The organism is Kitasatospora paranensis, assembly GCF_039544005.1.
Classification (GTDB): domain Bacteria; phylum Actinomycetota; class Actinomycetes; order Streptomycetales; family Streptomycetaceae; genus Kitasatospora; species Kitasatospora paranensis.
The window spans coordinates 1844564-1870396 of the sequence record NZ_BAABKV010000001.1; the positions used below are offsets into that span (position 1 = coordinate 1844564).

Sequence of the window (25833 nt, forward strand, 5' to 3'; positions counted from 1 at the left end):
CGGCGCGGGTCCGTCCCGGCCGGCACCGGGGGTCAGCGGGAGGTCCAGGCGAGCAGGGCCTCCAGTGGCAGGGTGTTGGCCACCCGGTCGGCGGGGACGCCCGCGGCCGCGGCCCGGGCGCAGCCGTAGGCCTGCCAGTCCAGCTGGCCAGGGGCGTGGGCGTCGGTGTCGACGGAGAACAGGCAGCCGGCCTCCAGCGCGCGGGCGATCAGCCGGGAGGGCGGGTCGCGGCGCTCGGGACGGCAGTTGATCTCGACCGCGGTGCCGGTCGCGGCGCAGGCGGTGAACACCGCGTCGGCGTCGAACCGGGACTCGGCGCGGGCCCGCTTGCCGCCGACCAGGCGGCCGGTGCAGTGGCCGAGGACGTCCACCAGCGGGTTGCGCACGGCGGCGACCATCCGCCGGGTCATGGCGGTCGGTTCCATCGCCAGCTTGGAGTGGACGGAGGCGACCACCAGGTCGAGTTCGGCGAGCAGGTCCTCGTCCTGGTCGAGACCGCCGTCGTCGAGGATGTCGCACTCGATGCCGGTGAGCAGCCGGAAGGGCGCAAGGGCGCGGTTGACCTCGGCGACCTCGGCGATCTGGGCGCGCAGCCGTTCGGCGGTGAGTCCGCGGGCGACGGTGAGGCGCGGCGAGTGGTCGGTGAGCACGGCCCACTCGTGGCCGAGGGCGCGGGCGGTGCGGGCCATGGTCGCGATCGGGCTGCCGCCGTCGGACCAATCGGAGTGCAGGTGGCAGTCGCCGCGCAGGGCCGCCCGCAGCTCCTCGCCGCCCTCGGCGAGGGGGCCGGCGCGTGCCATGAGGTCGGCGAGATAGCCGGGGGTCCCGCCGGTCGAGGCCTCGGCGATGACCTGGGCGGTGACCGGCCCGACGCCGGGCAGCCGGGCGGCGCTCGCGGTGTCGACGGGCCCGTCGGGGAGGCCGCGGGCGGCGTGGGCGGCGGTGCGGAAGGCCTTCACCCGGTACGGGGAGGCGTCCTCGCGCTCCAGCAGGAAGGCGATGCGTTCCAGGGCGGCGACCGGCTCCATGGGCCCAGTGTGGCGGGGTTCGCGGCAGGCCGCTCCCGGACGCGGGAGGCCTTGTTGACAGGGCGTCTAACTGGTTGACTGCTGGCGACCTCCGCCCGGCACCCCCACCCTCACCGGAGCCCCGATGCGCGACGCCACGCCGACCCAGGACCGCGAGACCAACGCCGAACGCCTGCTGCGCGCCTCCGCGAAGCACACCTACGACCCGCTCACCGCGATCGACTGGGACGCCCCCGTCGATCCGGACGACTTCGCCCTGCCGGCGCACCGGGTCTCGCTGCACGGCACCCCGCTGTGGTCCCGGCTGACGCCCCGGCAGCAGGCGCAGCTCAGCGTGCACCAGTTCGCCTCCAGCGCGGCGGCCGGCATCTGGTTCGAGCTGGTGCTGATGGAGGGGCTGATCCGGCACGTCTACGACGACGACCTGACCACCCCGCACGCCCAGTACGCGCTGACCGAGGTGGCCGACGAGTGCCGGCACTCGACGATGTTCGCCCGCTACATCACCGCCACCGGCTACCCCTCGGCGCGGGCCTCCGCCCGGGCGCAGCGCCGCGGGAAGATCCACTTCCTGCTGAACGACACCACGCTGACCTTCGCCGGGGCGATCTTCGTCGAGGAGTTCACCGACGCGATGCAGCGCGAGATGATCCGCGACGAGTCGCTCCAGCCACTGGCGCGCGCGGTGGCCCGGATCCACGTGGTGGAGGAGGCCCGGCACATCGGCTTCGCCAAGCCGGAGCTGGAGCGCCGGTGGGCGGCGATGACCCCGGCGCGGCGGGCGGTGTTCCGGCGCGGGCTGGTGGTGATGGCCCGGCTCGCGGTGGCCGAACTGGTGCAGCCGCGGGTGTACGCGCTGGCCGGGCTGGACACCCGGGAGGCCCGCCGGGCGGCCGCGCAGAACCCGGCGTGGCAGCAGACCCGGGTGGACTGGGCGCGCAAGGCGATGACGTTCTTCACCGACATCGGCGTGATCGACCGGCGGACGGCGCCGCAGTGGCGCCGGGCCGGCCTGCTCGGCCCGCACTGAGCGGCGGCAGCGCCCCCAGGGCGATCCGCCCGAGCGGGGTGCGGCCGGGGGCGTTCGTGGCGCAGGATCGGAGGGTGGACGGCAACGGAACGGCAGAGGGACTCCGGCTCGGCTCGGCACGCGCCCGGTGGGTGCTGCTGGCGACGGTGCTCGGGTCCGGCATGGCGATGCTCGACGGCACGGTGGTCAACGTCGCCCTGCCACGCATCGGCGAGGACCTGGACGCGTCGCTGGCGCAGCTCCAGTGGACGGTCAACGCCTATCTGCTCACCCTCGCCGCGCTGATCCTGCTCGGCGGTTCGCTGGGCGACCGGTACGGACGGCGCAAGGTGTTCGTGATCGGGGTCTGCTGGTTCGCGGCGGCCTCCGCGATCTGCGCCGCGGCGCCGACCATCGAGGTGCTGATCGCGGCCCGGGCCCTGCAGGGCGTCGGCGGCGCGCTGCTGACCCCCGGCTCGCTCGCCATGCTGCAGGCGGTCTTCCAGCCCGACGACCGGGCCGGCGCGGTTGGCGCCTGGTCGGGGCTGGGCGGGGTGGCCGCCGCGGTGGGCCCGTTCCTCGGCGGATGGCTGGTGAGCGGCCCGGGCTGGCGGTGGATCTTCCTGCTGAACGTGCCGGTGGCCGTCGTGGTGGTCGCCGTCTCGGCCCGGCACGTCCCGGAGACCCGGGATCCGGACGACCCGGGCCGCTTCGATGTCCGCGGCGCCGTGCTCGCCGCCCTCGCCCTCGCCGGGGTGACGTACGCGCTCACCGACGTCAGCAGCGCCGCGGCCCCGGCCGCCGGGCTGCTCGGGGTGCTCTGCGGGGTCGCGTTCGTGCTGGTGGAGCGACGCACCCCGCACGCGATGCTGCCGATGGAGCTCTTCTCCTCGCGCCTGTTCAGCTCGGTGAACCTGGTGACGCTCTGCGTGTACGCCGCCTTCAGCGGGATCTTCCTGCTGCTGACGGTGCAGCTGCAGATCGTCTCGGGCTTCAGCCCGCTGACGGCGGGTGTGGCGCTGGTGCCGATCACCCTGCTGATGCTGGCGTTCTCCAGTCGCGCCGGCCGGCTGGGCCGCACCGTCGGCCCGCGGCTGCCGCTGTTCCTCGGCCCGATGATCTGTGCCGCCGGGGTGCTGTTGATGCTGCGGATCGGGCCGGGCGCGTCCTACTGGACGGACGTGCTGCCGGCCGTGACCGTCCTCGGGGCCGGCATGACGCTGCTCGTGGCGCCGCTGACCGCGACCGTCCTGGCCGCGGTGGACGTCCGGCGGGCCGGCATCGCCAGCGGGGTCAACAACGCGGCGGCGCGCGCCGCCGGACTGCTCGCCGTGGCGGCCCTGCCGGCGCTGGCCGGTCTGAGCGGAAGCGCCTACCGGGTGCCGGCCGAGGTCGACGACGCGTTCCGCACCGCGATGCTGATCTGCGCCGGCCTGCTCGCCACCGGTGGCCTGCTGGCCCTGCTCACCATCCGCAGCGACGCGCTGGAGCCCGAACGGGAGATCGCCGAACCCAACTGCGGCTGGCGGTGCGACACCACGACCCCGCCCATGGACCCGGGGCACCCGGTCGACCGGGCCGGCTGACCGACAGGGGCGCGGAGGACTGCGCAGTCCTCCGCGCCCCTGGGGGCGTGCCCCGGAGAGTCCCGGGGAGAGCCGTTACAGGATGTCGCCGGGCGCGTACTTGGCGGCGGCAGGGTGGGCGTCGGCGACGGCCTCGATGCGGCGGACGATCTCTGCGACCTGGGCGCCGGCCGCGCCGGTGAAGGAGAGCCGGTCGGCGAGCAGCGCGTCGAGGGCGGCCCGGTCGAGCGGGATCCGCTCGTCGTCGGCGAGGCGGCCGAGCAGGGCGTTCTCGCGGGCGCCCTCGCGCATGGCGAGCGCGGACGCGACGGCGTGCTCCTTGATGACCTCGTGCGCGGTCTCCCGGCCGACGCCGGCCCGCACCGCGCCCATCAGGACCTTGGTGGTGGCCAGGAACGGCAGGTAGCGGTCGAGCTCGGCCTCGATCACGGCCGGGAAGGCGCCGAACTCGTCGAGGACGGTCAGGAAGGTCTCCAGCAGGCCGTCGAAGGCGAAGAACGCGTCCGGCAGGGCGACCCGGCGGACGACGGAGCAGGAGACGTCGCCCTCGTTCCACTGGTCGCCGCCGAGCTCGGCGGTCATCGACGCGTAGCCGCGCAGGATGACGGCGAGGCCGTTGACGCGCTCGCAGGAGCGGGTGTTCATCTTGTGCGGCATGGCCGAGGAGCCGACCTGGCCGGCCTTGAAGCCCTCGGTGACCAGCTCGTGGCCGGCCATCAGGCGGATGGTCTTGGCGAGGCTGGACGGCGCGGCGGAGAGCTGGACGAGGGCGGTGACGACCTCGAAGTCCAGCGAGCGCGGGTAGACCTGGCCGACGCTGGTGAGCACGTTGTCGAAGCCGAGGTGGCCGGCGACCCGGCGCTCCAGCTCGGCGAGCTTGTCGGCGTCGCCGCCCAGCAGGTCGAGCATGTCCTGCGCGGTGCCGACCGGGCCTTGATGCCGCGCAGCGGGTAGCGCGCGATGAGCTCCTCCAGCCGCGCGAAGGCGACCAGCAGCTCGTCGGCGACAGTGGCGAAGCGCTTGCCGAGGGTGGTGGCCTGGGCGGCGACGTTGTGGGAGCGGCCGGCCATGACCAGCTCGCCGTACTGGGCGGAGAGGCTGCCGAGACGGACGAGGACGGCGACGGTGCGGTCCCGGACGTGCTCCAGGGACTGCTTGATCTGCAGCTGCTCGACGTTCTCGGTGAGATCGCGCGAGGTCATGCCCTTGTGGATCTGCTCGTGGCCGGCGAGGTCGCTGAACTCCTCGATGCGGGCCTTGACGTCGTGCCGGGTGACCCGCTCACGGGCGGCGATCGACTCCAGGTCGACCTGGTCGACGACGCGCTCGTAGTCGGCGACGGCGCCGGCCGGGACCTCGATGCCGAGGTCCTGCTGGGCCTTCAGCACGGCGAGCCACAGGTGGCGCTCGAGGACCACCTTGTGCTCGGGGGACCACAGCTGGGCCAGGGTCGCCGAGGCGTACCGGGAGGCCAGGACATTGGGGATCTGGGGCTTCGCGCTCACGCTTCGCAAGCCTAACAGTCGAGGTCAGCGCGGACGCCGCCGGCTGCTCCTTCGCCCGCTCGCCTCCGGGCGCTCCGGCCTGGTGCCGATGTTCGTCGCTCGGGACGGGCGCTTCCCGTGGCGGGTCCACCACCAGGGGCGCGGGGAACTGCGCGCGGCGGAAGGGCAGCTGCCCGCCCTCTCCCGCCCGCCCGGTTCCCCACTCCGCCCGGTCCTCCCGGGCCTTCGGCACCGGCGCGCCCTTCGGCTCGGGGCGGGAGCTTCCCGTGGCGGGTCCACCACCAGGGGCGCGGGGAACTGCGCGCGGCGGAAGGGCAGCTGCCCGCCCTCTCCCGCCCGCCCGGTTCCCCACTCCGCCCGGTCCTCCCGGGCCTTCGGCACCGGCGCGCCTCGAGGCCCGGGCCGCGGGGTGTCAGGCCGGGCGGGTGCCGGTGAGCAGGGGCAGCACCTGGCGGCAGAGCCCGTCCAGGGCCGTGCGCTGCTCGGGGTCGAGGCTGTCGAAGGCCTCGTGTGCGCGGACCATGTCGGTGCGGATCCGCTCCAGGACCTCGCGGCCCTGGTCGGTGATGCCGACGATCTTCACCCGGCGGTCGCCGGCGGCGGCCTCCCGGTGGGCGAGCCCGAGGGCCTCCAGCCGGTCGACGATGCCCGTCACGTTGGAGGCGTCGCAGCCGAGCCGGCCGGCCAGCGCCCGCATCGGCACCGGCTCCAGGACGGCCTTGAGGGCCTTCGCCTGCGAGGAGTTCAGGCCGTGCCGGGCGGCCGCCGCGGCGAAGTCCTGGAAGTAGGCGGCGCCGACGGCGGCGACCGACTCCATCAGGTCCGTGGTGGACGGTGCGGTGGTGGCTGAGGTGCCCATGGGCACAGCGTACGACGAGATGGTTCACCAGCTCCAGATTCGAGTGACCAAAGGATCGGGCCGGTACGGCTCAGAGCACCAGCTGCTCGAAGAGGTGCCGCAGTTCGGCCTCCGGGTCGGCGGTCAGGCCGGTGTGCACCGGGCCGGGCTGCAGCACCGCGCTGCGGGGCGCGGTCAGCCAGCGGAACCGCTGACCGGGGCTGTCCCCGGCGGCCGGGCCGGCCGCCTCGGCGCCGCCGCACACGCCCTCCACGCCGTGCAGCGCCCGGCGCACCGCGGCGACGTCCGCGACCGGGTCGAGCGCCAGCAGCCGCCCTTGGTCGAGGTGGGTGCGGGCACCGAGGTAGCCGCTCTGCCGGCAGTAGAGCAGCACCCCCACGTTGACGAACTCGCCGCGTTCGACCCGCGGCACCGCCCGGACGACGGCGTACTCGTAGTCGTCGTACCTGGTGTCGTCACCGGTCATCGGGCCACCTCCGGGAGCCAGTCGCGGGGCCCGCCAGGCGGGCCGTCAGCTGTGCGCGGTACGCGGCGCGGAGCGCCTCCGGGCCCTCGAAGCCCGGCTCGTCGGTCAGCCAGACATCGGGGACGGCCTCCAGCGCGGCCTCCAGGGCCGCCGCGGCGCGCGGGGCGAGTTCGGCGTCGGCGGCCTTGAGGTCCGGCGCGGCGCGCAGCAGGGCGTGGTCCCCGGCGTCGTACCGGCGGGGGATCCAGCCGGCCGCGCCGGGCCAGTGGTGGTGGAAGATCAGGGTGGCGCCGTGGTCGATCAGCCGCAGCCCGCCGGCCGCCATCAGCATGTTGGGGTTGCGCCAGGAGCGGTCCACGTTGCCGATCAGCGCGTCGAACCAGAGGACCTGCCCGGCGAGTTCGGGATCGACGTCGAAGCAGAGCGGGTCGAAGTTGAGCGCGCCGCTGACGAAGGCCATGCCGAGGTTGGCTCCCCCGCTGGCCCGCATCTGGTCCTGGATCTGCACCTCGGGCTCGCTGCGGGCGAGCACCGGATCGAGGTCGAGCAGGACGAGTTCGGGCACCGGCAGGCCGAGTCCGCGGCCGAGTTCACCGGCCAGCACCTCGGCGATCAGCGCCTTGCGGCCCTGCGCGGCGCCGCACCACTTGAGCACGTACAGCCGCCGGTCGTCGGCCTCGATCAGGCCCGGCATGGACCCGCCTTCTCGCAGTGGCGTCACATAGCGGAGCGCCGTCACCTCGGTGAGCATCGGGCCAGCGTACCGACCGGGCGCGGGCCGGGCGGCGCCGCACTGCGGTGGCAGGCGCCGTTCGTCCGTGCGAGTGTGGCGGGACAGTAGCCCTGTGCGGCTCGGACCAGCACGTGAGGGATGGACGATGGAGCGACCTCGGATCGTGATCGTCGGCGGCGGCTTCGCCGGACTGGAGTGCGCCCGCCGGCTGGAACACAAGCTCGCACCCGCCGACGCGGAGATCTCGCTCGTCACCCCGTTCGGCTACCAGCTCTACCTGCCGCTGTTGCCGCACGTCGCCGCCGGGGTCCTCACTCCGCAGTCGGTGGCGGTGTCGCTGCGCCGCACGCTGCGCCGCACGCACATCGTGCCGGGCGGGGCGATCGGCGTGGACCCGCGGTCCAAGGTGATCGTGGTCCGCAAGATCACCGACGAGGTGGTGGCGCAGCGGTACGACTACCTGGTACTCGCGCCGGGCAGCGTGACCCGGACGTTCGACATCCCCGGCCTCACCGACTACGCGCGCGGGATGAAGACGCTGGCCGAGGCGGCGTACGTCCGCGACCACGTGATCGCCCAGCTCGACCTGGCCTCGGCCACGCTGGACCAGCACGAGCGGGAGTCCCGGCTGCAGTTCGTGGTGGTCGGCGGCGGGTACGCGGGCACCGAGACGGCGGCCTGCCTGCAGCGGCTCACCACCGCGGCGATCCGCCGCTACCCGCGGCTGGACCCGCGCCTGATCAAGTGGCACCTGATCGACATCGCCCCGAAGCTGATGCCCGAGCTCGGCGACAAGCTCGGCACCACCGCGCTGGAGATCCTGCGCCGGCGGGGCGTCGAGGTGTCGCTCGGCGTCTCGGTCGCGGAGGTCGGCGCGGAGAGCGTCAAGTTCACCGACGGCCGGGTGCTGCCGAGCCGGACGCTGATCTGGACGGCCGGTGTCACGGCCAGCCCGCTGATCAGGACCCTCGACGCGGAGACCGTGCGCGGCCGGATCGCGGTGACCGCGGAGATGCGGGTGCCGCAGTTCGACGGCGTCTTCGCGATCGGCGACGCGTCCGCGGTGCCGGACCTCGCCAAGGGCGACGGGGCGGTCTGCCCGCCCACCGCCCAGCACGCGGCCCGGCAGGGCAAGGCGGTCGCCGACAACGTGGCCGCCGCGCTGCGCAACCAGCCGTTGGAGCCGTACTACCACAAGGACCTCGGCCTGGTGGTGGACCTCGGCGGCAAGGATGCCGTCTCCAAGCCGCTCGGTATCGAACTGCACGGTGTCCCGGCGCAGTTGGTGGCCCGCAGCTACCACCTGATGGCGATGCGGACGAATGCCGGCAAGTTCCGGGTGGGCGCGAACTGGCTGCTCAACGCGACCGCCGGCGACGACTTCGTGCGGACCGGGTTCCTGGCCCGGCAGCCGGCCCGGCTGCAGGACTTCGAGTACACCGACGCGTATCTGACCCGGGACCAGGTCCGTGAGCACGCCCAGTCGCTGCTGGCGAAGGGCTCCGCCACCTGACGGACGGCCACCGGTACCGGTCGGGTGAATCCGCCCGCCGACCCGGCTCCGGCGCTACCGCTCTGACCTGGGCGGTAGCGCCGACACGCGTGCTGGCGTGATTGTCGGACCACGCAGCGTCGCCGCGATTAGCGTCCGGCAGCATGCGACCCATCTCCCTGCCCCGCCGCCGTACCGTGCTGTCCGCCGCCGCGGCGGCCACCGCAGGCGCCGCGCTCGCCCGGCCCGCGGCGGCCTTCGCCGCACCCGCCTACGACCTGCCTGCGGACCGCACCGCCGCCCGTGAGATCCGGGACGAGTTCGTGCACAGCTGGGAGGGCTACAAGCAGGCCGCCTGGGGCTACGACGAGGTCCGTCCGGTCTCCGGCACCCACAACGACTTCTTCGCCGGCGGGCACTCGTTCGGCCTGTCGATCGTGGAGGCGCTCGACACGCTGTGGCTGATGGAGCTGGACGACGACGTCAGGCTCGGCGCCGACTGGATCGAGGCGCACCTCGACCCGGCAGCCGACGCCGACGTCCAGGTCTTCGAGGCCGTCATCCGGCTGGTCGGCGGGCTGCTGGCCGGCCACCTGTGCACCGGGCGGCAGGCCCTGCTGGACCGCTGCCGGGAGCTCGCCGACCGGCTGCTGCCCGCCTTCACCCGCTCCCCCACCGGCATGCCCTACCGATACGTCAACCTGCGCACCGGCGCGGTCTCCGGCACCACCAGCCCGCTCGCCGAGATCGGCTCCAACATCCTGGAGTTCGGTCTGCTGTCGCAGCTGACGGGCGACCAGAAGTACTGGGACGCGGCCAAGCGGGCGATGCGGGCGGTCGTCCAGCGCCGGTCCGGGATCGACCTGCTCGGCACCTCGCTGCACATCGAGACCGGCCGCTGGAAGGACACCACCTCCTGCGCGCCCAACCCGCCGGTCGACTCGTTCTACGAGTACCTCTGGGCGGGCGCCGAGCTGTTCGGCGACGGCGAGCTGCGCGACTGGTACCGGCTGCTGACGGACGCGGTGGCGCGCCGCCAGCTGGAGCAGCGCGGCGGCTACGCCTGGTACCGGCAGGTCGACTACGCCAGCGGGAAGACCGTCGGGCGGCAGGCCTCCGAACTCGGCTCGTTCTACGCCGGCCTGCTCGGCAAGGGCGGGGACCTGGCGGCCGCCCGGGACTACTACGGCACCTGGACGATGATCCTCGGCAACAACGCGGTGGTGCCGGAGGCGATCGACTACGGGAGTGCCTCGGTGGTCTCGGGCCGCAACGACCTGCGGCCCGAGTACGTCAACTCCTCCTTCGACCTGTGGCGGCTCACCGGCGAGGCGTCCTTCAAGGAGACCGCGTACCGGTACTTCCAGGGGCTGCGGGACAACCTGCGGGTGCCGGGCGGCTACACCGTCGCCGACGAGGTCTCGCCCGTCCGGCGGGGCGACCTGACCCCGGGGTACTGGTTCGCGGAGAACCCGAAGTACCTGTACCTGATGTTCGCGGCGGCGCCGCGCTTCGACTACCGCTCCGGGCTGCTGTCGACGGAGGGGAAGCTGCTGCGCGGCGCCGTCCGCGGCTGAGCGGGCGCCGCTACCGCGCCGTCAGGTACATCCCGGCGGCGTCCTGGCCGGGGGTGTTGCGGCAGGACCAGTTGCCGGTGGTGCGGGCGTTCAGCAGGGTGAGGCAGCGGCCGAGGGCGAGTTCGGCGTAGGCGTTCGGGTGGAAGGACTCCTGGAGGGCGCCCTGGGTGGTGGTGCCCATGTCGAGGAAGCGCGCCCACTCGCTGGTGGTCGCGGACGGGGCGGTGGTGGGGGTGGCGAGCCGGGTCGCGGTGGAGCAGACCTCGCGGCCCTGCAGCAGGTCGCGCAGGTCGAGGAACTGCACGCCCTTGGCCGCCGCCACCGCGGCGAGGTGGTCGGAGATCTCCGGGACGAGGGTGTCGCGGGCCCAGGTGGCGTCGCCGTCCCAGAACGGGCAGCCGCCGGTGCTCGTCCGGCTCCAGCCGCTCTCCGGGTAGCGGTTCTCGGCGGCGCGCGGGATCGGCGACGGGTAGGACTGCAGGACGATCCGGTAGCTGCCGCTCGTGTACCCGGCGGCCGACATCACCGCCCGGACCTCGTCGATCGACTTGCCGACGCCGGCCATCGCGGTGGCCATCTTCGCGTCGACCGCGGCCTGCTGGTCGTCGTTGCAGTACGAGTACCAGATCTCGTAGTCCTGCACGCAGGTGGAGATCACGTCGGCGAAGCCGAGGTCGTTGCCGCCGACGGACATCGTGATCAGCTTGACGGTGTTGCTCGCGGCGACCGCGGCGAGCTGGTCGGCCTGCGGGGCCTCGCCCTTGAAGGACTGGCCGCCGTTGGCGGCGCGGAACACGTTGGCGGTGGTGGCGCCGGAGCAGGCCAGGTTGACCTGGGTCTGGGCGACGGTCGGGGCGGAGCGGACCTCGGAGACGTCGGAGCGGTCGCACCCGCTCGCGTAGGTGGCGCCGTAGACGCGGGCCGGGTCGTAGCCGCTGCCCGTCCAGGCGCGGTCGGTGCCGTCGCGGCTGCCGGAGGCGGTGTCGCTGTTGCCCTGCCACCGGCCGGCCTCGCCGGAGATGTAGCTGTCGCCCATGGCGACCACGGCGGTGGGCCCGGTGGCGGCGGCGGCCGGGCCGGGGACGGACAGCAGCAGGGGCAGGGCGAGGGTCGCGGCGGTGAACAGGGCGGCGGCTCTGTGGTGCGTGCGGGACTCGGGCACGGCGGAACTCCTGCGGACGGCCTCGCGCGTGTGGGGGCGCGAGGCGCTGGTGAGGGTGGACCGCCGGCCGGTGGCGTGGAGAAGATGACATGCCCGCGGTTGTTACCGCCAGGTATCCGACCGGACCACTTCGCAGGGTGACCGCATTTCTCCCTGGGTGACCGCCGCCACACGCCCGCCGGGCGCCCGCCGCTCAGCTCAGCCGCGACGCCCCCGGCCGGTGACCAGCACCTGCGCCAGATCGCCGGCCAGCCGCACCGCCTCGTCGGCGGCCAGGGTGGCCGAGGTGAGCCGGATGCCCGGCGGGGAGTGCAGCCGGAACCGCGCGCCGGGTGCCGCGACCCAGCCGCGCTGCAGCAGCGCGGCGGTGACCGCGGTCTCGTCCGGCACCGGCACCCACACGTTCAGCCCGCTGACGCCGTGCGCCGCGATGCCGTGCCCGGCCAGCGCCGCCAGCAGCGCCTCCCGCCGGGCCCGGTAGGCCGCCGCCGGCCCGGCCACCGGAACGGCGTCGGTGCGCCAGAGCTCCGCGACGGCCTGCTGGAGCAGATGGCTCACCCAGCCGGTCGCCAGCCGCTGGCGGCCCAGGATCCGGCCGATCGTCACCTCGTCGCCGACCGCCACCGACAGCCGCAGGTCCGGCCCGTACGCCTTGGCCGCGGACCGGACGAGGAGCCGGCTCGCCCGCGTGGGCACGCCGTCGGGGCCGCCGGCGAGCGACTGGAACGGCTGGTCGACCATCCCGTGCCCGTGGTCGTCCTCGATCAGCAGGGTGCCGGGGTGGCGGTCCAGCACGGCCCGCAGGTCGGCGGCGCGGGCCGGGGTCAGCGCGGCACCGGTCGGGTTCTGCGCCCGGTTGGTGACGACCAGGCAGCGGGCGCCCCCGGCGAGCGCCCGGTCGACCTCGGCGGGCAGCGGCCCCTCGTCGTCCAGCCGCACCGGCGCGGGCACCAGGCCCAGCGCGGGCAGCAGGTCGAGCAGACTGCCCCAGCCCGGGTCCTCGACGGCCACGGCGTCGCCCGGACGCAGCCGGGTCACCAGGGCCTGTTCGATGGTGTCGAGGGAGCCCGAGCAGACGGCGAGCGCGCCGCCCGGGGCGCCGTCGGCGGCGAAGGAGTCGCGGGCGAGGGCGAGCAGACCGGGGTCGGCCGCCGGGTGCCCGTAGAGCACCGGCGCGCGGTCGGCGGCGGCCGCCGCGACGGCGAGGGCGGGCCCGAGGGCGGGGAGCAGCGCGGGGTCGGGGTTGCCGGTGGAGAGGTCGCGGGCGCCCGGCGGGACGGGGAGGGCGATCTCGTCGCGGGAGGTGGTGGCCGGACGGGGGCGGACCCGGCTGCCCTTGCGGCCGGCCGTCTCGATGACGCCGCGGTCGCGGAGCAGGCGGTAGGCGGCCGCGACGGTGTTGGGGTTGACCCCGAGGTCGGCCGCGAGGTCGCGCAGCGGCGGCAGGGCGGCGCCGGGCGGCAGTTCGCCGGCGCCCACGGCGCGTTCGACGTCGGCGGCGATCTCGCTGGCACGCCGACCCTTGATCGGATAGTCTCCTAGCACAAAAGAGATTATGCACTAGTGCAGAGAGGTTGTCATGTCGGACACCGCCTACGCCCGCACCGCCCGCACGACTCCGACCCGGTACCGCGAGCGGGCCACCTGGGAGCGGGAGGAGATCCACGCCGTCCTCGACAGCACCTGGATATGCCACCTCGGCTTCGTCGTGGACGGCGCCCCCGTCGTGCTGCCCACGATCTTCGCCCGGGTCGGCGACCGGCTGTACGTCCACGGCTCGACCGGCAGCCGTCCGCTGCGCGCCGCCGGGGCCGACGAGGGCATGCCGGTCTGCGTCACCGTGACGCTGGTGGACGGCCTGGTGCTCACCAAGTCGGCGTTCAACCACTCCGTCAACTTCCGCTCGGTGGTGGCGCACGGCACCGCGCACCAGGTCACCGACCCCGAGGAGCTGGCGGTCGCGCTCGACGCCCTGGTCGACCAGGCGGTGCCCGGCCGCTCGGCGGACGTCCGGGCCGCCAACGCCAAGGAGCTCGCCGCGACCGCGGTCGTCCGGCTGGTGCTGGACGAGGTCTCCGCGAAGACCCGCGACGACGGCGCGAACGACGACGAGGCCGACCGCGGGCTGCCGCACTGGTCCGGTGTCGTCCCGATGCGGACGGCGTACGGCACTCCGGTGCCGCACCCGGACAGCACGGCGGCGCTGCCCGGCTACCTGGCCGAGCTCGGCTGAGGGGGCGGCGGTGCTCATCCGATCCTGGGACCGGGGCGACGAGGCGGAGTGGCGGGCCTGGACGGCCGACCGCGACTTCGGCCTGCTGGCCGCCAACGGACCGGCCGGCGCCGGCCCGGTGCTCACCCCCACGCACTTCCTGCTGGACGCGGACGCCGGCGAGATCCTGCTCCACCTCGCCGCGCCGAACCCGCTGATCGCCGCCCTGCGGGCCGACCCGCAGGCCACCCTGGCCGTCACCGACGACCACGCCTTCGCGCCCGGCTACTGGCGCGGCGAACCGGGCACTCCGACCAGCTACTACGCCTCGGTGCACTTCTCGTGCACCGCGCGGATCGTCGAGGACGCCGCCGGCAAGGCCGAGATCGTCACCCGGCAGCTCGGCCGCTTCCAGCCCGAGGCGGCGTACCCGGTGGTCCCGGGCGAGGCGCCGCACGGCCCGCTGCTCTCCGGCATCACCGGGCTGCGGCTGACGGTCCACGAGGTGCGGGCGAAGTTCAAGTACGACGACAAGAAGTCCGTCGACGCACAGGCGGGGATCGCCGACCGGCTGGCCGCGCGCGGCACCGGCTCGGACGCCGGGGCACGGGAGCAGCTGCTGCGCCGCAACGCCCGGCGGGCAGCGGCCTGTCCGGCGGAGGGCGGCTGACGGATCGCCCGGACGATCCGCCACCTGTCGTCTCATCAGCCGCAAAAGCGGGCATACCGGTCGTCGAGCTGATGGAATGTGGGCCGGATCCTGTCCATCCGGCCGAGCAGGCGGGCCGTCCACCGTCGAGGAGCCCGTCGCCGTGTCCACCTCGTCCCCGCCGCACGCCGAGGGTCATCTCGGCCATGTCGTCTTCATCTCCGCCGCCGCCGCGATGGGCGGCTTCCTGTTCGGCTACGACAGCGCCGTCATCAACGGCGCCGTCACCGGCATCCAGAAGCACTTCGGTGTCGGCAACGGCGAGACGGCGTTCGTGGTGGCCATCGCGCTGCTGGGATCGGCGGCCGGCGCGGTGGTCGCCGGGCGGCTCGCCGACCACCTCGGCCGGGTGCGCACGATGCTGCTGGCCGCCACGCTCTTCGCGATCAGCGGCGTCGGGTCGATGTTCCCGCCCAGCATCCAGGTGCTCGCCGTGTGGCGGGTGGTGGGCGGCGTCGCGATCGGCATCGCGTCGGTGATCGCCCCGACCTACATCGCGGAGGTCTCCCCCACCGCGTACCGCGGCCGGCTGGCATCCTTCCAGCAGTTGGCGATCGTGCTCGGCATCACCGTCTCGCAGCTCGCCAACTACGCCCTGAACCAGGCGGCGGGCGGCGAGTCCACCAACCACCTGGCCGGGATCCAGGCCTGGCAGTGGATGCTGGGCGTGGAGACCGTCCCGGCCCTGGTGTACGGGCTGATGGCGCTGGCGATCCCGGAGTCGCCGCGCTTCCTGATCGCCGACAACCGGGAGCAGCAGGCGCGCAAGGTGCTGACCGAGGTGGAGGGTGCGGACATCGACCTGGACTCCCGGGTCGCCGAGATCCGCTCGGTGCTGCACTCCAGCCGCAAGCCGCGGATGAAGGACCTCTTCGGCGGCCGGTTCGGGCTGCTGCCGATCGTCTGGGTGGGCATCGGCGCATCCGTGTTCCAGCAGTTCGTCGGCATCAACGTGATCTTCTACTACTCGTCGTTCCTGTGGCAGTCGGTCGGCATCAACGAGTCGAACTCGCTGCTGATCAGCCTCTCCACCTCGATCGTGAACGTGGTCGGCACGGTGCTCGCGATGACCCTGGTCGACCGGATCGGCCGCAAGCCGCTGGCGCTGGCCGGCTCGGCCGGCATGGCGCTCTCGCTGGGTACGGCGGCCTGGGCGTTCTCCTTCCGGGAGGGCACCGGGGACACCGCCACGCTCGCCGACAGCTACGCGACGGTGGCGCTGGTGGCCGCGCACGTCTTCGTGTTCTGCTTCGCCTTCTCGTGGGGCGTGGTGGTCTGGGTGCTGCTCGGCGAGATGTTCCCCAACGCGATCCGAGCCCTCGCGCTGTCCGTCGCGGCCTCGGCGCAGTGGATCGCCAACTGGGCGATCACCGTCAGCTTCCCCGACCTCGCCGACTGGAACCTGTCGGCGACCTACGTGATCTACGCGGTCTTCGCCCTGCTGTCGATCCCGTTCGTCGCGTTCTGCATCAAGGAGACCAAGGGCAAGGCCCTGGAGGAGATGGGATGAGCGGGCCGCAGGCGGCGCCGGGCGGCTCGGCGCAGAACGTCACGTTCCCCAGCAACGGGCGCACGGCCCACGGCTACCTCGCGCTCCCGCCGCAGGGCGTCGGCCCCGGGCTGGTCGTCGTCCAGGAGTGGTGGGGGCTCACCGGCCACATGACCGCGATGGTGGACCGCTTCGCGGCGGAGGGCTTCGTCGCCCTGGCTCCCGACCTGTACGGGGGCGCGACCACGCACGACCGCGCCGAGGCGGCCCGGATGCTCGCCGCGCTGCCTGCGGACCGGGCCGCCCGGGACCTCGGCGGCGCGGTCGACCTGCTGCTGGAGCACCCGCAGGTGGTCGGTGACGCGGTCGGCGTGGTCGGTTTCTGCATGGGCGGCGGCCTGGCCCTGCTCCTGGCCGCCGACCAGGGCGACCGGGTGGCCGCCGTGGTGCCGTTCTACGGTCTGCCGAAGATCCCCGGCTTCGCCTACCGGGGGCTGACCGCGCACGTCCTGGGGCACTACGGCGAGCAGGACGCCTCGCTCACCGAGAAGGCGGTGGACGACGCGGCCATGCTCATCGGCGAGGCCACCGACCGCCGACCGGAGATCCACTTCTACCCGGCCGGGCACGCCTTCATGAACGACGAGAACCTGCTCGGCACCTACGACCCGCTCCAGGCACGGATCGCCTGGCAGCGCACCCTCAGCTTCCTCTGGGGCCACCTCGGCTGACCCGGGGCGACTGCCGGACGCGGTGCACCGGTAATCGGATGGACTTCCGGACGGCGAGGGCCGATAGTCTCGTAGTGACCTCCGCCCCCGCCCCCTCCCCCGCGTCGGCCCCGATGCCCGCGCCCCGTGCCCGGTTCGCCTGGGCCGGCCGCAACTTCCGCATCCAGACCGCCGCCACGGTGGTCAGCGGGCTCGGCAACGCGGCCGCGCCGATCGCCACCGCCTTCGCCGTCCTGCAGGCCGGCGGCACCGCGACCCAAGTGGGGTACGTCACAGCCGCGCGGCTGGTGCCGCTGGTGCTGTTCCTGCTGATCGGCGGGGCCCTCGCCGACCGGATCCCCCGCCACCGGGTCATGGTCGCCGCCAACCTCTTCAACGCCCTCTCGCAAGCGGTGCTCGCCGCGCTGGTGCTGGCCGGCACCACGCCGCTGTGGTCGCTGCTGCTGTGCGCGGCGGCGGGCGGCGCCGGGCAGGCGTTCTACGCCCCCGCCTCCGAGGGCATGATCATGGAGAGCGTGGCCGCCGCCGACGCCGGCAAGGCCTTCTCGGTCTACCGGATGGCGCTGAACGGCTCGCAGATCGGCGGCGCGGCGCTCGGCGGCGCGATGGCCGCCGCGGTCGGCCCCGGCTGGGTGCTGCTGGTGGACGCCGCCGGGTTCGCGGTGGCCGGCTCCCTGCGCGCCCTGCTGAAGGTCGAACAGCTGCGGCCGGACGTCGCCCGCCCCGGGCTCGTCCACGAACTGCGCCTGGGCTGGCGGGAGTTCGTCTCGCGCCGCTGGCTCTGGGCGGTCGTCCTGCAGTTCTCCCTCATGATCGCCTGTGTCGCGGCGGTCGAGGCGGTCTACGGCCCGGTGGTGGCGGCCCGGCGGTTCGGCGGCGCCGACGCCTGGGGCCTGGCGATGGCCGCCCTCGGCATCGGCATGCTGGCCGCCGGCCTGCTGATGGCCCGCTGGCAGCCCCGCCGGCTGCTGCTGGTCGGCAACCTCGGCGTCTTCCTGTTCGCCCTGCCCGCGCTGACCCTGGCCGCCGGGGCGGGCCTGCCGGTGCTGATCGCCGCGATGTTCGTCTCCGGCTGCGGCGTGACGGTCTTCGGCGTCAACTGGATGGTCGCCATGCAGCAGGAGATCCCCGCCGAGATGTTCTCCCGGGTCTCCGCGTACGACCACTTCGGCTCCATCGCGCTCACCCCGCTCGGCACCGCCCTGGCCGGCCCGGCCGCCGAGGCCCTCGGCCTGGACGGCGCGCTGTGGACGTGCGCGCTGGTCACCGTCGCCCTGGCCGTCGTCGTCCTCGCCGTCCCGGAGGTCCGCCGGCTGACCCGGCGCACGTCCGCCCCGGTGGCCGGCTCGCCCGCCCCCGCGCCCGCCCCCGCCCCCGTACCGGCGGCCGTCCCCGCGACCGCCGACGCCCGCTGAGGCAACCGGGCCCGGCGCCGGCGCGTCCGTACCGAACGTACCCGGCCACCCGAGCGGAGCGCCCGTGCCCCCAAAGCCCCTGCTGTACGTGGACGTCGACGGCGTCCTCAACCCCGCCGACCCCTACCCCGCCGACGACTTCCACCGCCACGAGATGCTCGGGTACGAGGTGCTGCTCACCCCCGGCACGGCGCCTGGCTGCGCGAACTCGCCGACCACTACGAACTCTGCTGGGCCACCACCTGGCAGGAGTCGGCGAACGAGCTGCTCTGCCCGGTGCTCGGCCTGCCGGACCTGCCCGTCGTCCGGGTCAACGGCTACCGGCGGCAGCCCGGCGACCCCCGGATCCGGCTGATGGAGCTCTTCTCCGGCGCCAAGTGGGCGCCGCTGCTGCGCCATGCCCAGGGCCGCCCGTTCGCCTGGATCGACGACGTCATCCCGCCCCGGCTCGTCCGCAACTCGCTGCTGCGCCGCGACCGGCTGCTGCTGCGGATCGACCCCGCCGAGGGTCTGGAGCGGTACCAAGTCGACCGGCTGCTGCGCCGCCCGCCCCGCACGTGGCGGGCCCGCTGACGCCGCGCCCGGCGACCCGGCAGGACCCGGGTCGGCCCGGGGTCAGCCCGTCGGCAGCCAGCTGACGTGGCCGGCCAGCAGGGCATAGCCGACGAAGGCGACGGTGTCGATCAGGGCGTGCGCCACCACCAGCGGCATCACCCGGCCCCAGCGGCGGTAGAGCAGGCAGAAGACCGCGCCCATCACCATGTTGCCGACCAGCCCGCCGACGCCCTGGTAGAGGTGGTAGGAGCCGCGCAGCACGGAGCTGGCGACCACCGCGGCCGGCCAGGACCAGCCCAGCTGGCCGAGCCTGCGCAGCAGGTAGCCGACCACGATCACCTCCTCCAGGATGGCGTTCTGCCAGGCGGAGGCGGTCAGGACGGGGATGCGCCACCAGACGTCCGGCAGTCCCGAGGGGGCGACGGTCAGGTTGAACCCGGCCGCCTGCGCGGCCAGGTAGAGGCCGAGCCCGGTGCCGCCGATGGCGGCGGCCACCAGGACGCCGCGGCCGAGGTCGCGGCGCTTGTCCCCGAGGTCGAAGCCGAGGACCCGCAGCGAGGTGGACTCGCGCACCAGGAGGTAGCCGACCAGGGCGACGGGCATCAGGCCGCGGGCGATGTAGTAGAGCTGCCAGGCGAGGTCGATCCACGGGCGGCCGGGCGCCCGGGAGCCGTTGAGGGTCGCGACCTGCTGGCCGAGCGCGATCGGCTGGGTGAGCGAGTCGGCGAAGCTGATCAGCGCGCCGATGCCGCTGGCACCGAGCGAGAGGCCGAGCACGATGAGCAGCTCGACACCGAGCAGGCGGCGGGCCGGCGTGCCGGTCTCGGGCTCGATCGAAACGCTGGTCACCTGGTCTCCCGCCCGCGGCGCTGCGGCCGCGGCCGGTACCGGCCGCGGCCCGGGGACCTGGGCGGTCTCCGGGCCGATCATCCTCGCACACCGGGATGAGAAGGCGGCTGCTGGGCGGGCCGGACGCTCAGCCCACCGGCCAGGTGTGCACCGGCTCCCCGGTGCGCATGTGCTCCAGGTACCTCCTGGTCATCGCGGCGACGGCGGCGGTGCGGTCCATGTGGAAGTGCTCGCGCAGCCGGTGGACGGTGGCGGCCTGCCAGGCGGCGCCGTTGGTGCGGCGCAGGCAGCGCTGCTCGATGATGCCGAGGTAGCGGTCGCGGTCGGCGGGCTCCACTCCCCACTCGTCGAGTCCCTGGTAGGCCAGCGGCAGGAGCTCGCCGAGGACGAGGTCGGTGACGGCGACGGGGCCGGTGCCGCGGCCGGCCCGACCGGAGCGGGGCCAGTGCAGCACGGCGTCGATGCCGTACCGGGCAGCGGTGTGGAAGTTCTCGTCGGCCCGCTCGAACGGCAGCCGGTTCCACACCGGCCGGGGCTGTTCGGCCAGGACCCGGACCAGCCCGTAGTAGTAGGCCGCGTTGGCGAGCGTGTCGGCGACGGTGGGACCGGCCGGCAGGCAGCGGTTCTCCACCCGCAGGTGGGCGACCCCGTCGGCGACGTCGTACACGGGCCGGTTCCACCGGTAGACGGTGCCGTTGTGCAGGCGCATCTCGGCGAGTTTGGGGACGCCGCCCGAGGCGAGCACCTTGACCGGGTCCTCGTCGTCGCAGATCGGCAGCAGGGCCGGGAAGTAGCGCAGGTTCTCCGCGAACAGGTCGAGCGCGGAGTCGACCCAGCGCTCCCCGAACCAGGTGATGGGGCGCACGCCCTGGGCCTTGAGCTCCGCCGAACGGGTGTCACAGGCCTGCTGGAAGAGCACGGGGCGGGTCTCGCGCCAGAGCTCCCGCCCGAAGAGGAACGGCGAGTTGGCGCCGAGGGCGACCTGGCTGGCGGAGACCGCCTGGGCGGCGTTCCAGACCGGGGCGAACCGCTCGGGGGTGACCTGGAGGTGCAGCTGCAGCGAGGTGGCGGCGGCCTCCGCGACCATCGACACCGACTCCACGGCCAGGTGTTCGACCCCCTCGATGTCGAGCGCGATGTCCTCGCCGCGAGCGGCCAGGATCTGGTCGCTGAGCAGGGTGTACCGGTTGTTGTGGGACATGCTGTCGAGACCGGTGTGGTCCAGGTCGAGGGTCGGCAGGATGCCCACCATGACGATCCGGGCGCCCGCCTCGGCGGCCCGCCGGTCGGCGTAGCGCAGGAAGGTGTCGATCTCCTCCCGCAGGTCCTCCAGGACGTGCCCACCGAGCCGCCGGGGGCGACGTTGACCTCGATGTTGAACCGGCCGAGCTCGGTCTGGAAGTCGGCGGAGGCGATGGCTTCGAGTACCTGGGCGTTGCGCATGACCGGCAGGCCCTGCTCGTCCACCAGGTTGAGCTCGATCTCCAGGCCCATCATGGCTCTGGGGCGGTCGAAGCGTCCCTCGCGCAGCATCCGTTCGAGCACGTCCAGACAGGACTGGAGCTTGCGTCGGTACAGCTGCCGGTCGGACAGTTCAGCGCGAGTGGCAACGACCTTCTCGCCCATGAGTGCCCTCCTCCCCTAGGTCGACCGTGCAAGCATCATGCCCATCCGGAAGATCGATAGCCCGGGCACTCGAACAGGTTGGCGGCGACGGGATCTGACGACTCGTCAGTAGAATCCCGACTTGCCGCACGCCACCGAACGTGATATCAAGGTCACCCTGCGCACCTGTTCGAGTAGAATTCGCACTGCGCGCCCGCCCGGCCTCCCGCCGCACGACAACCTCGTGCAGGCGTGGTGCCGCGCCCGCACCGCGATCATGCCCAACCGGACACGGCCCAGGTCCCGTCACACACCGACGCCACGCCGGTATGCCGCACTCGCACGCCGATCTCGCACGGAGAGGCGACCCGCCATGACTCTGCAGACCCCTCAACCGCCGCCCAGCGCCCTGCGCGCCGTCCTGGCCGCTCTCGACGACGAGAGCACGCACCGGCGGCCGGCGGCCGCCGTGCTCCGCAGTACCCCCGGCCCCCTGCTGCCGGCGCACCCGCTGGCCGTGTACGTCCTCGAAGGGCCTGCCCTCGCCTCCGCACGGCGCACCGGCTGGCGGTTCCTGATCAAGCACGGCACCGCGGGCGTCGTGGCGGCCGCGGAGGTGAGCGAGACACCGGGCGTGGGCCACACCTTCGCGCACTTCGCCGCCGGCCCGTACCTGGACTCCACGGTGCAGGCGCTGCGGCAGGCCTGGCAGCTGGCACAGGGCTCGCGCATCCGGCACCAGCCGCGGCTGCTGTCGATGCCCGGGCACTACGCCACCGCGCTGTGGCTGACCGGCCCCGAGCCGGGCGGGGCGGACGACCTGCTGATCCCGCTGTCGCCGGCGCCGCTCGGGGTCACGGCGCACCGGGTGTACCAGGCGGGCGAGCTGCTCACCGCGCTGGACCGCCCCGAGGTGGACGGCGCACCCCTGCTGCTCGGGCGGGGCTGACGGGGAGGGGCCGGCCCGAGGAGGGCGCATCACCCGGACGGGCCATCGGCCCTGACTCGACAGGGTCAGGCGGCCGGTGGCCCGTCCGGGCGTTGCGGCCGCCGCCCGCCGCCTGAACGGGTGATCTCCGGACGCGGGTTGTGGCGCATGTCACGAAACAGCTGCGAGACGGACCGCGGATGCCGACACTGGGAACCAGCGTGGGAGCGGGCTCTGTCCTACCCACCGGAGCGTCGACTCACACCTGGGCCGGCGAGTGAGGATCCGCCGGCAGGGCGGCACGCCTCGGGGGGTGCCGTGCGGTGGGGCGGGATCATGAGCAAAGCGAGGTACGAGCTGTGTGCCAGCACCGTCCTGAGTGCCCTTCGGCGGAGTCGGCCGACCGCGAAGCGGCCGTACCGGTGGCCCGCCACCCCGAGCAGGGCTGGAGCCTGCTCTGCAACGGTGTCCTGCTGTTCGAGGACACCGGCGAACTCCTCCCCGACGGCCGGGTGATCGCCCCGCGCCGCCCGCTGGCCGTGGCCGCCTGAGGCGGCCGGGGGTCGTCCGACAACGCGCAGGGGCGCGGGGCCGCGCCCGGCCCGGGAGCAACTGGTGCTCCCCGGTCCGTGCGCAGGCCCCGCGCCCCTGTCGGTGCCCGGGATCAGGCGCCGTACTCGTCCAGCGGCGGGCAGGAGCAGACCAGGTTCCGGTCGCCGTAGGCGCCGTCGATGCGGCTCACCGGCGGCCAGTACTTGTCGGCCGGGTTGACGCCGGCCGGGAAGACGGCCACCTCGCGGCTGTAGGCGTGCGCCCAGTCGCCGGCCAGGCGGGCCGCGATGTGCGGCGCGTTGCGCAGCGGGTTGTCCTCGGCGTCCCACTCACCGGAGCCGACCTTCTCGATCTCCGCGCGGATCTCGATCATCGCGGCGCAGAACCGGTCGATCTCGTGCAGGTCCTCGGACTCGGTCGGCTCGATCATCAGCGTGCCGGCCACCGGGAACGACATCGTCGGTGCGTGGAAGCCGTAGTCGATCAGGCGCTTGGCGATGTCGTCGACGGTGACGCCGGTCGCCTTGGTGAGCGGGCGCAGGTCGATGATGCACTCGTGCGCGACCAGGCCGCCGGGGCCGGTGTAGAGCACCGGGTAGTACGGCGCGAGCCGCTTGGCGATGTAGTTGGCGTTCAGCACGGCCACCTGGGTGGCGCGCTTGAGGCCCTCGCCGCCCATCAGCCGGACGTACGCCCAGGAGATCGGCAGGATCGCCGCCGAGCCCCACGGCGCGGCCGAGATCGGGCCGACGCCGGTGGCCGGGCCGGCCTCCGGCTGGAGCGGGTGGTTGGGCAGGTACGGGGCGAGGTGCTCGCGCACGGCCACCGGGCCGACGCCCGGGCCGCCGCCGCCGTGCGGGATGCAGAAGGTCTTGTGCAGGTTGAGGTGCGAGACGTCCGCGCCGAACTTGCCCGGCTTGGCGAGGCCGACCAGGGCGTTCAGGTTGGCGCCGTCGACGTAGACCTGGCCGCCGGCCTCGTGCACCATGGCGCAGATCTGGGTGATCTCGGTCTCGAACACGCCGTGGGTGGACGGGTAGGTGACCATCAGCACGGACAGCTGGTCGCGGTGCTGCTCGATCTTGGCCTTGAGGTCCTCGACGTCGACGTCGCCGTCGGTGAGGGTCTTGACCACGACGACCCGCATGCCGGCCATCACCGCGGAGGCCGCGTTGGTGCCGTGCGCGGACGACGGGATCAGGCAGACGTCGCGCTGGGTGTCGCCGTTGGCGTGGTGGTAGGCGCGGACGGCCAGCAGACCGGCCAGCTCGCCCTGGGAGCCGGCGTTCGGCTGGATGGAGACGGCGTCGTAGCCGGTCACCTCGACGAGCTGCTGCTCCAGGCCGTGGATCAGGCTGAGGAAGCCCTGCACCTGCTCGGCCGGGGCGAAGGGGTGGAGCTGGCCGAACTCGGGCCAGGTCACCGGCTCCATCTCGGTGGTCGCGTTGAGCTTCATGGTGCACGAGCCCAGCGGGATCATGCCGCGGTCCAGCGCGTAGTCGCGGTCCGAGAGGCGGCGCAGGTAGCGCAGCATCGCGGTCTCCGAGCGGTGGCTGTGGAAGACCGGGTGGGTGAGGTACTCGTCCTCGCGCAGCAGCGCGGCGGGCAGCACGTCGGCCGTCTCGGCGAGCTCGGCGCCCCGGACACCGAACGCACCGAGGACGGCGGTCAGGTGCTCGCGGGTGGTGGTCTCGTCGCAGGAGATCGAGACGGTGTCGGCGTCGGCCCGGTACAGGTTGACGCCGGCCGCGCGGGCGGCGGCGACGACCTCGTCGGCGCGGCCCGGGACGCGGGCGGTGACGGTGTCGAAGAACGTGCCGTGCACGAGCTCGACGCCGCCGGCGCGCAGACCCTCGGCGAGCGCCGCGGCGTAGCGGTGGGTGCGGCGGGCGATGTCGGCGAGGCCGTCCGGGCCGTGGTAGACGGCGTACATCGAGGCCATCACGGCGAGCAGCACCTGGGCGGTGCAGATGTTGCTGGTGGCCTTCTCGCGGCGGATGTGCTGCTCACGGGTCTGCAGGGCGAGGCGGTAGGCGCGGTTGCCGTCGGCGTCGACCGAGACGCCGACCAGGCGGCCGGGCAGGTTCCGGGCGTACTCGGCGCGCACGGCGAGGTAGCCGGCGTGCGGGCCGCCGAAGCCCATCGGGACACCGAAGCGCTGCGAGGTGCCGCAGGCGATGTCGGCGCCCAGCTCGCCCGGGGACTTCAGCAGCGTGAGGGCGAGCAGGTCGGAGGCGACGGCGACGACCGCGCCCAGGCCGTGGGCCTGCTCGATGACCGGGGCGAGCTCGCGGACGGCGCCGGAGGCGCCCGGGTACTGGAGCAGCACGCCGAAGACGCCGCGCTCGGCGATCTCGGCCGGGATGCCGTCGGACAGGTCGGCGACGACCACCTCGACACCGGTCGGCACGGCACGGGTCTCGATCACCGCGACGGTCTGCGGGAGGGTGTCGGCGTCGATCAGGAAGACGCCGCCCTTGACCTTGGTGACGCGGCGGGCCAGCGCCATCGCCTCGGCGGCGGCGGTGCCCTCGTCGAGCAGCGAGGAGCCGGAGGTGGCCAGGCCGGTCAGGTCGGAGACCACGGTCTGGAAGTTGAGCAGCGCCTCCAGGCGGCCCTGCGAGATCTCCGGCTGGTACGGGGTGTAGGCGGTGTACCAGGCGGGGTTCTCGAGCACGTTGCGCAGGATGACCGGCGGCGTGAAGGTGCCGTAGTAGCCGAGGCCGATCATCGGGGTGAGGACCTGGTTGCGGTCGGCGAGCTCGCGGAGCTCGGCGAGCACCTGGGCCTCGCTGCGGCCGGCCGGCAGCCCGAGGGCGGTCAGGCTGCGGATGGCCTCGGGCACGGCCGCGTCGGACAGCTCGTCCAGGGAGCCGTAGCCGACCTGGGCCAGCATCTTGTCCTGGGCGGCCGTGTCGGGGCCGATGTGGCGGGTCTCGAAGGGGCTGGCCGCTTCGAGCTCGGTGAGAGTCGGCTGGGCGTTCATGGGGGTCGAGGCCTCCTGGTCACGGACCGGCGGGGGTGCGCGCGACGGCCGGCCGCCGTGGGGGGCCAGGAACGCACGAACCCGTCAGGCCTCCCCCTCTGTCATCGGTACCTGAGAGCTTCGCCGTACCGGCGCCCGGAGGCATCCTGTCGACTTGCACCGTCGGTGAGGGTGGTACCGGCGGCTCCTGTGCCAACGGCCCTGCCCTGCTTTCCAGAGTGACCTATCCCACGCGGTACGGATGCCTGAGAGATTCCGGGGAGGAGTTGCTCCTTCGGCGCCCCGTCCCGCCAGTTCAGCGGGGTGGGGACTCTCCCGCGCGGGCTCGGCGGTCGCCGCCCAGGGTACCAGCGGGACCCGGGTGGATCACGGCTGCTGTGACGGC

20 protein-coding genes, 2 pseudogenes and 2 riboswitches are annotated in these 25833 nt (G+C 73.8%); of the genes and pseudogenes, 12 read left to right on the top strand and 10 right to left on the bottom strand.

All coding sequences use genetic code 11. The annotated features are described in order from the left end of the window. Window positions 1-32: 32 nt before the first annotated feature. Window positions 33-1028, bottom strand: coding sequence for a PHP domain-containing protein (locus ABEB13_RS09315; RefSeq protein WP_345705101.1), 996 nt, complete (start codon window positions 1026-1028; stop codon window positions 33-35). A gap of 124 nt (window positions 1029-1152) precedes the next feature. Between ABEB13_RS09315 and ABEB13_RS09320 the strand changes: the two genes are divergently transcribed. Together ABEB13_RS09320 and ABEB13_RS09325 are read left to right on the top strand one after the other, a co-directional pair. Continuing rightward, window positions 1153-2058 carry an AurF N-oxygenase family protein gene (locus ABEB13_RS09320; protein ID WP_345705102.1) on the top strand — a complete coding sequence of 302 codons (906 nt, stop codon included), beginning with the start codon at window positions 1153-1155 and terminating at the stop codon, window positions 2056-2058. Between the two features lie 74 nt (window positions 2059-2132). Further along, a complete protein-coding gene (locus tag ABEB13_RS09325; RefSeq protein ID WP_345705103.1) occupies window positions 2133-3623 on the top strand; it encodes an MFS transporter in 1491 nt (496 codons plus the stop codon). A 75-nt stretch (window positions 3624-3698) separates the two neighbouring features. On the opposite strand, the pseudogene purB reads toward ABEB13_RS09325, so the two are convergent. From purB to ABEB13_RS09345, 4 genes and pseudogenes are all read right to left on the bottom strand, one after another. After that, window positions 3699-5137 (bottom strand): annotated as a pseudogene (gene purB, locus ABEB13_RS09330) (adenylosuccinate lyase). Window positions 5138-5540: 403 nt separating this feature from the next. Then, on the bottom strand, window positions 5541-5987 hold the full coding sequence (locus ABEB13_RS09335) for a MarR family winged helix-turn-helix transcriptional regulator (protein WP_100891252.1): 447 nt from the start codon (window positions 5985-5987) through the stop codon (window positions 5541-5543). Between the two features lie 70 nt (window positions 5988-6057). After that, window positions 6058-6453, bottom strand: coding sequence for a DUF3037 domain-containing protein (locus ABEB13_RS09340; RefSeq protein WP_345705104.1), 396 nt, complete (start codon window positions 6451-6453; stop codon window positions 6058-6060). Further along, window positions 6443-7204, bottom strand: a complete 762-nt coding sequence (locus tag ABEB13_RS09345) for a HipA family kinase (protein ID WP_345705105.1) — start codon at window positions 7202-7204, stop codon at window positions 6443-6445. Before ABEB13_RS09345 ends, ABEB13_RS09340 begins: the two co-directional genes overlap by 11 nt. 127 nt (window positions 7205-7331) lie before the next feature. Here ABEB13_RS09345 and ABEB13_RS09350 point away from each other — a divergent pair, with 127 nt between their 5' ends. Together ABEB13_RS09350 and ABEB13_RS09355 are read left to right on the top strand one after the other, a co-directional pair. Further along, window positions 7332-8699 (top strand): NAD(P)/FAD-dependent oxidoreductase, encoded by a 1368-nt coding sequence (locus tag ABEB13_RS09350; protein WP_345705106.1) that lies wholly within the window; start codon window positions 7332-7334, stop codon window positions 8697-8699. A gap of 143 nt (window positions 8700-8842) precedes the next feature. Further along, window positions 8843-10255, top strand: coding sequence for a glycoside hydrolase family 47 protein (locus tag ABEB13_RS09355; protein ID WP_345705107.1), 1413 nt, complete (start codon window positions 8843-8845; stop codon window positions 10253-10255). 10 nt (window positions 10256-10265) lie between these two features. Here the strand turns inward: ABEB13_RS09355 and ABEB13_RS09360 are convergent, their stop codons facing one another. Both ABEB13_RS09360 and ABEB13_RS09365 read right to left on the bottom strand, forming a co-directional pair. Continuing rightward, on the bottom strand, window positions 10266-11417 hold the full coding sequence (locus tag ABEB13_RS09360; RefSeq protein ID WP_345705108.1) for a GDSL-type esterase/lipase family protein: 1152 nt from the start codon (window positions 11415-11417) through the stop codon (window positions 10266-10268). Window positions 11418-11615: 198 nt separating this feature from the next. Further along, a complete protein-coding gene (locus ABEB13_RS09365) occupies window positions 11616-12962 on the bottom strand; it encodes an aminotransferase class I/II-fold pyridoxal phosphate-dependent enzyme (RefSeq protein ID WP_345705109.1) in 1347 nt (448 codons plus the stop codon). 34 nt (window positions 12963-12996) lie between these two features. Here ABEB13_RS09365 and ABEB13_RS09370 point away from each other — a divergent pair, with 34 nt between their 5' ends. The 6 genes from ABEB13_RS09370 to ABEB13_RS09395 all read left to right on the top strand — a co-directional run bounded on the left by ABEB13_RS09370 (window position 12997) and on the right by ABEB13_RS09395 (window position 18546). Then, window positions 12997-13650 (top strand): pyridoxamine 5'-phosphate oxidase family protein, encoded by a 654-nt coding sequence (locus ABEB13_RS09370; protein WP_345705110.1) that lies wholly within the window; start codon window positions 12997-12999, stop codon window positions 13648-13650. Window positions 13651-13660: 10 nt separating this feature from the next. Continuing rightward, window positions 13661-14299, top strand: coding sequence for an FMN-binding negative transcriptional regulator (locus ABEB13_RS09375; RefSeq protein ID WP_345705111.1), 639 nt, complete (start codon window positions 13661-13663; stop codon window positions 14297-14299). Window positions 14300-14375: 76 nt separating this feature from the next. Next, on the top strand, window positions 14376-15848 hold the full coding sequence (locus ABEB13_RS09380; RefSeq protein ID WP_345705112.1) for a sugar porter family MFS transporter: 1473 nt from the start codon (window positions 14376-14378) through the stop codon (window positions 15846-15848). Further along, window positions 15845-16558: a dienelactone hydrolase family protein gene (locus ABEB13_RS09385; protein ID WP_345705113.1), complete on the top strand. Its 714-nt coding sequence runs from the start codon at window positions 15845-15847 to the stop codon at window positions 16556-16558. Before ABEB13_RS09380 ends, ABEB13_RS09385 begins: the two co-directional genes overlap by 4 nt. Before the next feature lie 74 nt (window positions 16559-16632). Continuing rightward, complete coding sequence (locus ABEB13_RS09390) at window positions 16633-17973, top strand: MFS transporter (RefSeq protein WP_345705114.1); 1341 nt, start codon at window positions 16633-16635, stop codon at window positions 17971-17973. Between the two features lie 276 nt (window positions 17974-18249). Continuing rightward, the gene (locus tag ABEB13_RS09395) at window positions 18250-18546 is read left to right on the top strand and encodes a hypothetical protein (RefSeq protein ID WP_345705115.1); all 297 of its coding nucleotides are present in this window, start codon (window positions 18250-18252) and stop codon (window positions 18544-18546) included. Window positions 18547-18588: 42 nt separating this feature from the next. Here ABEB13_RS09395 and ABEB13_RS09400 read toward each other — a convergent pair whose 3' ends face one another. After that, window positions 18589-19458: a CPBP family intramembrane glutamic endopeptidase gene (locus tag ABEB13_RS09400; RefSeq protein WP_380231138.1), complete on the bottom strand. Its 870-nt coding sequence runs from the start codon at window positions 19456-19458 to the stop codon at window positions 18589-18591. 46 nt (window positions 19459-19504) lie between these two features. Continuing rightward, window positions 19505-21003: pseudogene (locus ABEB13_RS09405) on the bottom strand (glutamate-cysteine ligase family protein). A 352-nt stretch (window positions 21004-21355) separates the two neighbouring features. Here ABEB13_RS09405 and ABEB13_RS09410 point away from each other — a divergent pair. Then, complete coding sequence (locus ABEB13_RS09410; RefSeq protein ID WP_345705117.1) at window positions 21356-21931, top strand: hypothetical protein; 576 nt, start codon at window positions 21356-21358, stop codon at window positions 21929-21931. A gap of 338 nt (window positions 21932-22269) precedes the next feature. Then, complete coding sequence (locus ABEB13_RS09415; protein ID WP_095876357.1) at window positions 22270-22461, top strand: DUF5999 family protein; 192 nt, start codon at window positions 22270-22272, stop codon at window positions 22459-22461. Between the two features lie 113 nt (window positions 22462-22574). On the opposite strand, the gene gcvP is transcribed toward ABEB13_RS09415, so the two are convergent. Continuing rightward, window positions 22575-25448 (bottom strand): aminomethyl-transferring glycine dehydrogenase, encoded by a 2874-nt coding sequence (gene gcvP, locus ABEB13_RS09420; protein ID WP_345705118.1) that lies wholly within the window; start codon window positions 25446-25448, stop codon window positions 22575-22577. A gap of 88 nt (window positions 25449-25536) precedes the next feature. Beyond that, window positions 25537-25671: riboswitch (glycine riboswitch) on the bottom strand. Further along, a riboswitch (glycine riboswitch) is annotated at window positions 25672-25776 on the bottom strand. It lies immediately after the preceding riboswitch. Window positions 25777-25833: the final 57 nt, after the last annotated feature.